General features: G+C 51.2%; 12 protein-coding genes. 9 read left to right on the top strand and 3 right to left on the bottom strand.

Features of this window, described 5'->3' with window-relative positions; translation table 11 throughout:
• Positions 1-40: 40 nt before the first annotated feature.
• From C5F46_RS14825 to C5F46_RS14795, 9 genes are all read left to right on the top strand, one after another.
• Positions 41-370 (top strand): DUF6626 family protein, encoded by a 330-nt coding sequence (locus C5F46_RS14825; RefSeq protein WP_107326107.1) that lies wholly within the window; start codon positions 41-43, stop codon positions 368-370.
• 96 nt (positions 371-466) lie between these two features.
• A complete protein-coding gene (locus C5F46_RS16500; RefSeq protein WP_146160243.1) occupies positions 467-775 on the top strand; it encodes a hypothetical protein in 309 nt (102 codons plus the stop codon).
• 217 nt (positions 776-992) lie between these two features.
• Positions 993-1481 carry a GNAT family N-acetyltransferase gene (locus tag C5F46_RS14820; RefSeq protein WP_107326106.1) on the top strand — a complete coding sequence of 163 codons (489 nt, stop codon included), beginning with the start codon at positions 993-995 and terminating at the stop codon, positions 1479-1481.
• A gap of 369 nt (positions 1482-1850) precedes the next feature.
• Entirely contained in the window at positions 1851-3215 is a 1365-nt protein-coding gene (locus tag C5F46_RS14815; RefSeq protein ID WP_133618627.1) for a tyrosine-type recombinase/integrase, read from the top strand.
• Between the two features lie 439 nt (positions 3216-3654).
• On the top strand, positions 3655-5592 hold the full coding sequence (locus C5F46_RS14810) for an acyltransferase family protein (protein WP_107326104.1): 1938 nt from the start codon (positions 3655-3657) through the stop codon (positions 5590-5592).
• Between the two features lie 27 nt (positions 5593-5619).
• On the top strand, positions 5620-5787 hold the full coding sequence (locus C5F46_RS16770; RefSeq protein ID WP_181317767.1) for a hypothetical protein: 168 nt from the start codon (positions 5620-5622) through the stop codon (positions 5785-5787).
• 50 nt (positions 5788-5837) lie between these two features.
• Positions 5838-6976, top strand: a protein-coding gene (locus C5F46_RS14805) for an IS3 family transposase (RefSeq protein ID WP_107326103.1) whose coding sequence is annotated in 2 segments (ribosomal slippage) — positions 5838-6101 and positions 6104-6976 — 1137 coding nt in all. Because the reading frame shifts where the segments join, the coding sequence is not laid out codon by codon here.
• Positions 6977-7057: 81 nt separating this feature from the next.
• The gene (locus tag C5F46_RS14800; protein ID WP_146160242.1) at positions 7058-7384 is read left to right on the top strand and encodes a hypothetical protein; all 327 of its coding nucleotides are present in this window, start codon (positions 7058-7060) and stop codon (positions 7382-7384) included.
• Positions 7385-7433: 49 nt separating this feature from the next.
• Positions 7434-8027, top strand: coding sequence for a hypothetical protein (locus C5F46_RS14795; RefSeq protein WP_107326101.1), 594 nt, complete (start codon positions 7434-7436; stop codon positions 8025-8027).
• A 370-nt stretch (positions 8028-8397) separates the two neighbouring features.
• Here the strand turns inward: C5F46_RS14795 and C5F46_RS14790 are convergent, their stop codons facing one another.
• The 3 genes from C5F46_RS14790 to C5F46_RS16495 all read right to left on the bottom strand — a co-directional run bounded on the left by C5F46_RS14790 (position 8398) and on the right by C5F46_RS16495 (position 10508).
• Positions 8398-8979, bottom strand: coding sequence for a tyrosine-type recombinase/integrase (locus C5F46_RS14790; protein ID WP_107326100.1), 582 nt, complete (start codon positions 8977-8979; stop codon positions 8398-8400).
• Positions 8980-9139: 160 nt separating this feature from the next.
• Complete coding sequence (locus C5F46_RS14785; protein ID WP_107326099.1) at positions 9140-9412, bottom strand: H-NS histone family protein; 273 nt, start codon at positions 9410-9412, stop codon at positions 9140-9142.
• Positions 9413-9968: 556 nt separating this feature from the next.
• A complete protein-coding gene (locus C5F46_RS16495; protein WP_133618625.1) occupies positions 9969-10508 on the bottom strand; it encodes a hypothetical protein in 540 nt (179 codons plus the stop codon).
• Between the last annotated feature and the right edge of the window lie 205 nt (positions 10509-10713).

The raw sequence follows: 10713 nt of genomic DNA, 5'->3' as shown, positions 1-10713 counted from the left end.
ATAAATTGCTCACGTGTATTTATGCACGAGGTGAAAAATAATGACGAAAATGGTTTTGGAAGAAATTAAGCAAGAATTAATTGCTGCGAATGCTGTGAAAGGTGAAGAGGAGTTTTGTGTTGGTTGGCTTGGAAAGAACGCAAGTTATATGCGCACGTTAAGGTTTCAGCAGTTGCAGCCAAGCGCTGATGCGTTGGTAGTCTGTGCAAGTAAATTGAATTATTATCGTACAAAACTGGAGCGCAGCAGTGAAGCACGACATAGGGCTTGGGCAGAGCGTTTTGCTGCGCTACACGAAAAATGTACAGTTGCACTGAATGAACAAGCAGAAGCAAAGTGGCGTGTTGCAGAACGAATGGGCGCTGCTTGAAATGGGTTTTGTGCGTAGAAAAATTGCGCTGCAGTTTTTGGTAGGGAAGTACTTACAGTCCTGGGGTGGTGATTTTGCACCTATATGGCTGCTGTGATGAGTGCTTTGGCTGATGTGCAACGTGCGCTGAATTTGATTAGACAGATAACGAGTGAGGAACGTGCAGCAGTTCGGCTGGAAGTGTTGCGTTTGATGGCAAGTGCGATTGCTGACGAAGCACGAGACATAGAACAAAGTGCAGCACCAAAGCAAAAGCAGCGTCGTGCAGTGCGTTCTGTGCCTATGCCCAAGTCGCCAAACGCACCCAAATTCCCCCAAGTTGCACCAAAGCAGCCTAAACAGCAGCAACAGCAGCAGCCCAACACGCAGCCAATCCAACGCATCAAGCCCATTGCGTCCAAGTAGTGCTTACATCGGAAAACGATGCAATGATGAGGGTGCAGTGGTTGCGCACAGCGTGTGTAGCAAGCGTACAGTGGGGGTGAGGGCAGTTTGCTGCTGTTGGATGCTACACGCTGCGAGGGCGCTGTGTGTGCGTTTTTGGCGTGAAATGTGGCGATTTGTATGGTAGCGAGAGTGCAGTTGCGCAAGGGGCAGACTGGCATAGTGAGGCTTGGAATAAATGATAGTTAATGATTTAAAGTTACGGCGTGCAGACAAGTTAGACAGTAAAGACATTTTTCTATGGCGTAATGATGCCGAAACAAGAAAAATGTCGCGCAATCAAAGTGTAGTTTTGCGTGAGCAGCACGATGCGTGGTTTGCGGCTACACTTCTAAATGAAGAGCGTATTTTATATATAGCTGAAACTGACATTGAAGGTGTTGCTGAAAAAGTTGCTATGGTGCGTTTTGACTTGGATAAAACCAATGCGAGCGCAGAAATATCAATCAATTTCAATCCAGTTTTTCGCGGCTTTAGGTTAAGTGGTGATGTGATAAATATTGGGATAAAAGCGATATTAACTGTTTGGGTTGATATTAATGACGTAGTTGCTGAAATAAAAATTGAGAACAAGCCAAGCATAAAGACGTTCTTGAATTGTGGGTTTGAGGAGAAAGAAGAGCATACTGACAGAGATTTAAAGGTTTTCAGAAAGCGTGTAAGCTAAGCTCTGTATGCAATATTCTAACGCAAGAAGCGAATGTTATTGGTGTTTTTTGCGGACGCTTTGGATGACTTGCGCAGAATGTACTTGTTGAAATTTTATATAGCAGAATGTTAGCATAACCCAATTTTACTCTGTAAGTATCTGTATTCAAACAATAATTAATGGTTCTGAATAGCCAAGCGTTGAAAATTCAAACGCTACGAATTTTCTAAGTACTTGGAAAAGCGCAGTTTTTACTGCGCTTTTTCTTTTACACGCTTACGACAAAAGTTTCACACCAGCATCTGCGCTAGACAGAAAAAGACTGTGAACTTACACTTTGTTTACAAGGAAAAGTGACAGGGCGAAGGCTGCGCAGGGGTAGGCGAAGTGAGCAAGGCATACTTGAACAAGGTCGAGTTGAAAGACGGGCAAATTTTGCTTTTTCATCGTACTGCCAACAGCAAACGGCCCATTTATCACATGCGCATACACGTACGCGGGATGCGCGACGTACACGGCAGCAAGGTTACTTACTGGCAAAGCACGACGAACGAGAGCGACTTGGAGGAAGCGAAGCGTGTTGCGCTGAACAAGTACGATGAACTGCGCTTGCTTGTTAAAGACAATAGGCCGGTAATCGAACTGACATGGCGGGACTTGTACGCGCTGTGGTGGCAGCAGAAGCGCGTGAAGCTGGATGCACGTTTTGCAGCAAAAGGACGTGTTGGGCAGACACAGCGCGTTGACTGGTTTGAGAAGCAGAGCAGGCGCTACTGGCTGGCATATTTTGGCGACAAGAAGCTGGGTGAACTGACGCAGAGCTATGTTGAGGGCTACTGGACGTGGCGCATTGCTTATTGGAGCTTGGCGACTGAGGCGGAACGACAAAAACATGCTAATCATGCACAGCGACCGAGCAAGAAGACGCTGGACATGGAACAGAGTGCGCTGCGTGAAATTTTTGGCTGGGGTAACGCACACAAGCTTGTGCTGGCTATGCCAATTATTGAAAATCCATACGCAAAGCAGGGTATTGCTGCAAAGCGGCGCGCTAGCTTTGATGCTGCTGAATTTGAACAGCTATGCGAGTACATGGATAGATGGGTTGAAGGGAAGGGCGACAATGACAAGCGCGTAAATGCACGGCATTTTTATCAGCGTAAGCTGCTACAGATCTACATTTACTGGCTGGCATACACGGGTATGCGCACTGGTGAAGTGCTGCAACTGAAACATGGCAACATTGGTTACGGACTTACTGAAGTTGAGCAAACGCCAGTGCTGCGCATTGATGTGCCAAAAGCAACGAAGACAGGCGAGCGAACAGTTACGTCACAGCCCGAGTTGTTGTTTTGGTATGACGCGCTGATCGAGCACACAGAGACAGACAAGAAGGACGATTGGCTGTTTGTGAACAAGGACGGCACGCGCAACACGGGATTTTTCAAAACGATTACGGCGCTGTTTAATGAAGCAGGCGTGTTGTACGACAGCGACGGAGAAAAGCGGACAGCGTACAGCTTGCGACACTACTACGCGGAGCAAAGGTTGATTGAGCTGGGCACGAACGCACGTGCGTTTGACATTATCGGCAAGAACATGGGCACGGGGCGACAGTACTTGGAGACGCATTACGTGCGCAAAGGCATCATGCACGACGAGGATGCGCTGGTGAGTGCGGGTAAGGAACGGCGGCTGAACAGCACAGGCAAGCGTGAGATGGAAAGGGCGTTGCGTGGCTTGAAGGGCTAGCGGCGGCGTACACTGCGCTGCGGCGTGGCTACAGTGCAGGATGGGTGCTTTGGCTGGGCTGGATAGCGGACGTGGGCTGCGGACGCTGTAAGGGCGGTTGTACGCGCTGCACGGGCGAAAGACGCGAAAGACAGAAAAGGGCGAACGACAGCGATGGTTGGGCTTGTTGCTGCGTAGGCGTGGACGAAACGTGCAGTTGGGTGGCGCAGCGTACAGCGCGTTGGGCCAGGTGCTGCTGTCAGCTTGCGCGCTGTGGCAGAGCGGGCGCTGCAGGGCGTTTGTACGCGTGCTGCTAGGCATTGAATTATCCATAAAGTGCGAAAAAGGTATCGAAAGTATATTCTGAGCTGGTCAAGTGCAGTGACTGCGGCAAGGAACGACTTGGCAGGCAATGGCTGCTTGGGCTATGCGGAGTGTAGAATTGAGACTTGGGTGAGTTATGCAGTACAGACGAGAGATTGACGGACTACGTGCAGTAGCTGTTTTGCCAGTTATCCTTTTTCATGCTGGCTTTAGCGTGTTTAGTGGCGGCTATGTTGGTGTTGATGTATTTTTCGTAATTAGCGGCTATCTAATCACTAGCATACTGATTGCAGAGCTTGAGCAAGGCAATTTTTCGATCGCGCGCTTTTACGAACGCAGAGCGCGACGAATTTTGCCTGCGTTGTTTGTTGTCATGTTTGCGTGTTTGCCGTTCGCGTACATGTGGATGTTGCCGTCGCAGCTTAAGGACTTTGCGCAAAGCTTGGTTGCGGTAGTGTTTTTTGCGTCGAACGTGCTGTTTTGGCGTGAAGATGGATACTTTGCTGCTGCTGCTGAGCTGAAGCCATTGCTGCATACGTGGAGCTTGGCTGTAGAAGAGCAATATTATTTGCTGTTTCCCATTTTCCTACTCGTGCTGTGGCGGTTTGGACGGCAGCGTGTGTTTTGGAGTGTGGTTGCAGTAGCTGTGCTGAGCTTGCTTCTTGCTGAGTGGGGCTGGAGAAACAAGCCGAGTGCTAACTTTTACTTGGCGCCAACGCGTGCTTGGGAATTGTTGGCTGGGTCAATTTGCGCATTTATGACAGTTGGTCGAGCGCAGAGATCCAGCAATGTGCTGAGCGCACTTGGCTTGGCGCTGATTGTGTTTGCGATCTTCGCGTACAATGACAGCACGCCTTTTCCAAGCGTCTACACACTTGTGCCGGTAGTAGGTACAGCACTGGTGATACTTTTTGCGGCGCAGGATACGTGGGTAGCACGGCTACTGAGCTTGCGCGGCTTTGTTGGCATAGGGTTGATTTCTTACAGCGCGTACTTGTGGCACCAACCATTGTTCGCGTTTGCACGTCTGCGCAGCTTAACCGAACCAAGTCATGTGCTGATGGCTGCGCTTGCTGCGGCGTCTTTGCTACTGGCTTGGGCGACATGGTATTGGGTTGAACAGGCGTTTAGGAAACGTGCAAATCCTTTGCTTGTGACACGGCGTAGTGTGTTTGCTGCGAGTGGGGCGATAGGCGCTGTGTTTGTTGCTGTTGGGTTGGTTGGACATGTTGGGAAGGGGTTTGAGTGGCGCCTTACTGGCGAACAGCAAGCGATTTTACTTCGTGGTCAGCCCGTAAGCTATGGTTGCGAGCAGATGCGTGGCTGCATGATGGGTGATGCAAACGGTGATTTTTCAGGCATCGCGTTCGTCGGCGATAGTCACATGGGTAGATATGCATACTTGTTGAACGAACAAATGGCGGAGCAGAATTTGAATGCCATGCTAGTTTCAAAGGGATGGTGTGCTCCGTTGCTATACTGGCGCTCATCAGTGATTGAAAGGTGTGGAGGAGAGAATGCAGAGGAATTTGAACGTGCCTTTGAGGAGTTGCTCAGTGATAAGGACGTAAAGATTGTCGTGTTAGCTGCTGAGTGGGGGATGTATACGACTGGATATAGACACGGAAGTGAAGCCATTGCATACGATTTTACTTTCGACGAAATGAAGAACGCATCTGTTTCTGAAAATCCGCGTCAATTTAATCTCGCTTTAGCGCGAACAATAACAGACCTGCGTGAGGCGGGAAAAGAAATAATAATTGTTGGGCCAGTGCCTGAATATAAATTTGATGTACCTTATGCTGCTTTGCGTTTGTCAATGCTTGGCTCGCATGATTTTACAAACTATCTGCAACAGCGTGAAGAGTATGAGCGACGTAATGCCGATGTTTTTAAGGCTTTTGAAGTCAGTGATGTGGGCGATCGGTACATAGATGTTTGGTCAATTATGTGCGGATCGCAGACATGCTCGCCGTTTACTGTTGACGGATTTCCACTTTATAACGATGACAACCATCTTGTAAGAGAAGGAATGCAGCATGTGGTTGATGAGATTATGCGCAGGTTGATGTGAAGCTAAAGCAGTGGCTTGGTGGAGAAAATGGACGAATACGAAAATAACAGCGGCAAGTTTAGGCAGGCGCTGGACACACTGAATGACAGGTTTAGGCTGCGTTGGAAAAACTGGTGGAGCGTTGAACTGTGGCAAAAGCTAAAGGCTTTGGCTGATACAGAGAGGTGGCTGCGAAAATCTGAACAGCCGGGATAAGTGGATTTTCCGCGTAACGGCAGCATGATGCTGCGAGCGAGGAGAAGACCATGGCAAGACGACCGCGCCGGAACCACAGCCCGGCATTCAAGGCGAAAGTGGCGGTAGCAGCGATCAAGGGCGAGAAGACCATGATCGAGCTGTCGCAGGATTTCGACGTTCATCAGAACCAGATCAAGCAGTGGCGAGACCAGCTTCTTGAGGGGGCGACCGGGGTGTTCGGTGAAGCCCCGAAAGCCGAGCCGGAGCCGACCATCGATGTGAAGACCCTACATGCGAAGATCGGAGAGCTGACGCTGGAGAACGATTTTTTGTCCGGCGCGCTCGGCAAGGCGGGTCTGTTGCCGAGCGCAAGAAAATGATCGATCCCACCGCCAAGCTGAGCGTCAGCCGCCAGGCCATCGTGCTGGGGATCAGCCGGGGCAGCGTGTATTACAAGCCCCGCCCGGTGTCTGACGCAGATCTGAAGCTGATGCATCGGATCGACAAGCTGCACATGGAATTCCCGTTCGCGGGCAGCCGGATGCTGCAGGGATTGCTGGTTCAGGAAGGGTTCAAGGTCGGGCGGCTGCATGTTGCCACGCTGATGAAGCGCATGGGTATCGAAGCCCTCTATCGACGGCCAAACACCTCGAAACCAGCACCAGGGCACAAGATCTACCCCTATCTGCTGAGAAAGCTGCCCATCACTCGGCCCAATCAGGTCTGGGCGATGGACATCACCTACATTCCCATGGCCCGGGGGTTCATCTACCTCGCCGCCGTGCTGGACTGGTTCACCCGGCGCGTCCTGGCATGGCGGGTATCGATCACGCTGGAGGCTGATTTTTGCATAGAAGCTGTGGAGGAGGCGTTGGCACGTCACGGCACGCCCGAAATCTTCAACACGGATCAGGGCAGCCAATTCACGTCGACCGACTTCATCAAGGTGCTGGCCGCCCGCGAGGTCAAGATCAGCATGGATGGCAAGGGGGCGTGGCGGGACAATGTCTTCGTCGAGCGCTTGTGGCGGACCATCAAATATGAAGAGGTCTACCTGCGCGCCTATGCCAGCGTGTCCGAAGCCCGGGCCGGGATCGGCCGGTATCTGACCTTCTACAATGGCCGCCGCCCGCATTCATCGCTTGACGGGAAAACCCCCGATCAGGCCTACTTCAACCAGCCGATGCCCGAAGCGGTGGCGGCGTAACCGAGGCGGAAAACCACTTAGAAAACGCCCAGAACCTGTTCAGATCGACCGAACCACCTCTCAGGGCGTGCAGATGAAGGCTTGCAGCACTTGCCGAACAACGCGCCAAATCTAAAGCTAGTGTCGTACGCTGCTTTCAATCCAATGTTGCTACTGAACGAAGACGACGTAGAGGACGATGATTTTTGGGAAACGCCTGATGCAGTGGAGCAGAAGGGCAAGCGAGCACTGAGCTTGACGTATGCTTGGGACGTAGGCGGGGCTGTTTTGAAGCTGACAGTGTACACGGAGAACGGCGCTGTGCTGGACGTGGCTGTTGACGATGACGCTGTGCTTGAGACGCTGGTGTTGGACGATGCAGCACTGGTTGGGCAGCTAGCGCACAGTGCACGGGTACTGCTGCCGTAGTGCGATGATGCCAGATGCAGCAAGGAGGCAGGCGAAGCTTAGAAGACTGTTGGAACGCTTGCAGGCTGGGCAGCATGTGCAGAACAGGGATTTGCAGACTTGGCTGACTGCGCGTGCTTGGGCTGAATACGAAGACGAGCAGAGAACGCAGCAGGAGCTGCGCAGCGACGTACAGAACAAGCCCGATAGCGTGCGGGAGTACGAACGGCGTGTGGCAGAGGCACACTTTGCGCACAGCAGGGCAGAGGGCTACAGCGCAGGTGGCAGGCATGACCTGGCAAAGAAGTTTTACGACAAGACGGACACGCTGTGCGAACGGGCGATGGAGTACTTGCAGGAGATTATACAGGGTGACGGTGGGCTGCGGATTTGGTTTGACAGGGATACAAGCTGGACAGCAGACAGCGAAGCAGGCGCTGACATTGAGCTATTGCCACGCGTTGTGACGAGCAGGAGCTTGAACAACAGGGGCGGGGGAATATTGGGGCAGCTACGCAGCAAGCGCGACGTGAAGATATGGGCTGTGGAGCAGGCGCTGGCTGAGCTTGCAGAAGACGCAAAAGACGCGAAATACAAAGAAGAAGAAAGAAGAAGGACGAGCGAAAGGCTGCAACGTTTTCTTGCGCTGCGTGACGACGAATAGGCGGAAGAAAAGCGTGCATAAATACTGCTGCTGAAATGGGGTCTGCAACGTGCTGCACATGCTGCGCAGTTGAAAGTGCAGAAGTACTTACAGAATTGAGGTGGTGATCGTGCAGGTGTGGGAAGTTGTGGCTGGGCAGGCTGCGAAGAAAAAGACAACAGGGAAGACAGCGCAGGGCAAACGAGCGGCTACTGGCTTTGTGGCAAATGCAGCACGTTTGCGCAGCAAGGAACGCGCTCTAAATGCACGCAGTCCCGTCCCACCAGTCAAGCACAGACCTTAGCTTTTTGCACATATGACGATAGATCGTGCAGATCGAAGTGCGCGACATGTTGGCTTGACAGAAAAGCAGACAGGCTATGCTAAATTGTTAGTAGTTAATCATCTCCACAGCAGCGCGTAGCTTGTTCTCGTTTACGTCAATGTAACGCTGTGTGGTGTTAAGGTGCTTGTGACGAGCAAGTGCTTGCACGACACGGGCGTTGATGCCTTTGTCCGCAAGCGTCGTAATGTACTGCCGTCTACCGCTGTGCGAACTTGCACCTGTAATAGCTGCTGCGCTGTACAAGCTGCGAAACAAGTTCACAATCGTCTGCGCACTAAAGCCGTTGCGCTTGGCCGAGTATAGCAGCTTGCGCTGACGCTGTGCTACGTGCTGAGGATATGCAGCAGCGTAGCGTTGCAGTGCTTGCCTAAGCCGCTTGTTCACCAGTACCGTGTTGCCTTCGTCGCCCTTCGTCTGTGCAGCGCGCAAGTAAATCGTGTCTAGCACAGCGCCAGTTTCATCGTACACGTCGCCCACTAGCAGTTCTGCCATTTCACAAGCACGCAGGCCAGCGTAAAAGCTAAGTGCGACCATTGTGTGATTTCTAGTGCTGTGGCGCTTGCTGTCGATTACAGCAGCAAGTCGCTTGCGTTCTGCATCTGTCAACAGCTTCGCCTGCTTTGCCATTGTCGTTGCCCCAAATGTGCAATTTTCCTACGTCTAGTAGTAAATCCACACATTTGTTTGCGCGACCGAAAATTGCAGACGAAGCTGTGACTTGAAATTACAGAGAAAAAGCTGAAACGTTAGAGATTATGTATTCTATAACGTTCTGCTTTGCCGCTACTTACCCCTGCTGCTTTGGTTTGCGTCCACGCTTTTTGCGGACACTGCCATCTGCGTTGAGCGTAGGTTCAGCACTTGAACGCGGCTTGCGCAGCACAGGGAAGGAACTTGCAAGCTCGGTACGTGTAATCGCGTAGCGTTTAATCTTCGCCTTAACGTCCGCAACCGCTGCATCCCTGTTTGCTGCGCGTACAGCAGCAAGCTCGTTTTTAAGCGCCTGCATCTGCGCTTCCAGTTCTTGTTCCTTGCGCAAGCTGTCGTCCATGTCGTCCATGTGCCTGTCTCCAAAAGCCTGCGCGTATCATCCCCTAAATGCCCTTTGTGTCAATAGTACAGCCCTAGCATACATCAGCCACAGCGTGTCGTTGTCGCAAGTGCCCAAGCAGTACAGCAGAAGCAGCTTCAAGTGCTGCCTTCTGCGTGCTGTCCAGCGTTGCTGCCTGTAGCTGGTCACGTATTGTGCGCAAGCATTGTATTGCCGCTGCTGCGCACATGTCTCGCCCTGCATGCTTCTGCCATGCATACCAGTTTCTGTTTCTACCCAAGTACTGCCTGCTAAAGCCTGCTGTGCTGCGCACTAGCCCTGCGCTGTGTAGTTGCCTGTATGTCTGTTCAAGTAGTGTCATCGTCGTCTCCCTGTTGTATTTACTCCCTGTGTGCGTTGTTCATTGTGTTTCACTGTGTGCCTATGTTTGCCTGTGTGTGTCTGTCTTTGTTGTTTGGACATAAGTAAGATATGCAGCGCCTGCGCAGTACGCTGCTTATCTCGTAAACGTTTACTGTTTGCGCCACACCGTAGCATCGCCCTGTCGTGTGTTTTTGCGCTGTGCCTATTCTGTATCTTCTGTTGCCTTAAGCAGTCGCCTTACTAGTCGTATGTTCTTTTCAATGCCTGTGTCTGCTGCCTGTTCTGCGTGTGACAGTGTGTCAATAAATGTGCGTTCGCCTAATGTGCCGTATTCGTGTAGTGAGTAAATGCTGGTGCCTTTGCGTGATTTAATGGCTGTAATTTGCGTTGTTGCTGCACATGTCTCTGTAAAGCTGCGTGACCATATGCTATGCGCAATACTGCAAAATGTTGGAACAAGACCGACAGCAGTGAATGCAACGTGGTAATGCGTGTTTTGCTGGCTTCGTCCTTTATGCAAGTAAACAAAGCGTTCGACGCGCTTGCCTTGTCGAAGCTGTTGCTTTGTGTAGTAGGTGCGATCAAGCTTGTTGAGAAAGATTTGTAGTACGCGCTGTGCTTGCTGCTCGCCTATATCGAAGCCGTTCCTAAATTTTAGTGTTGCATAAACGTTAGCACTTGAGCTGTTTATCCAGTCAATGTGTGCTTGCCGTAAGTTCCATGTGTTCGTGTGCTTTGTCATCAAAGTATTTATGCGCGATCGACAAGCTAAGCCGCAAAACTGATAGGATATTTTTCGGTCGTTTTACTGATTATTTGACCATACGCTTATGTCGTAACGGCAGGCTATGGAGACTGACATGAGCGTACTGGCGAAGCTGAATTTGAAGACTGTGCAGCGCAACACGGTAAAGGATCCCATTGTTGCACGGCGTGACAAGCTGATT

It is taken from the genome of Phaeovulum veldkampii DSM 11550, assembly GCF_003034995.1.
GTDB classification, from domain to species: Bacteria; Pseudomonadota; Alphaproteobacteria; order Rhodobacterales; family Rhodobacteraceae; genus Phaeovulum; species Phaeovulum veldkampii.
Note: the sequence above shows the minus strand (reverse complement) of the source record. Positions and strands in the feature narration are given on the sequence as shown.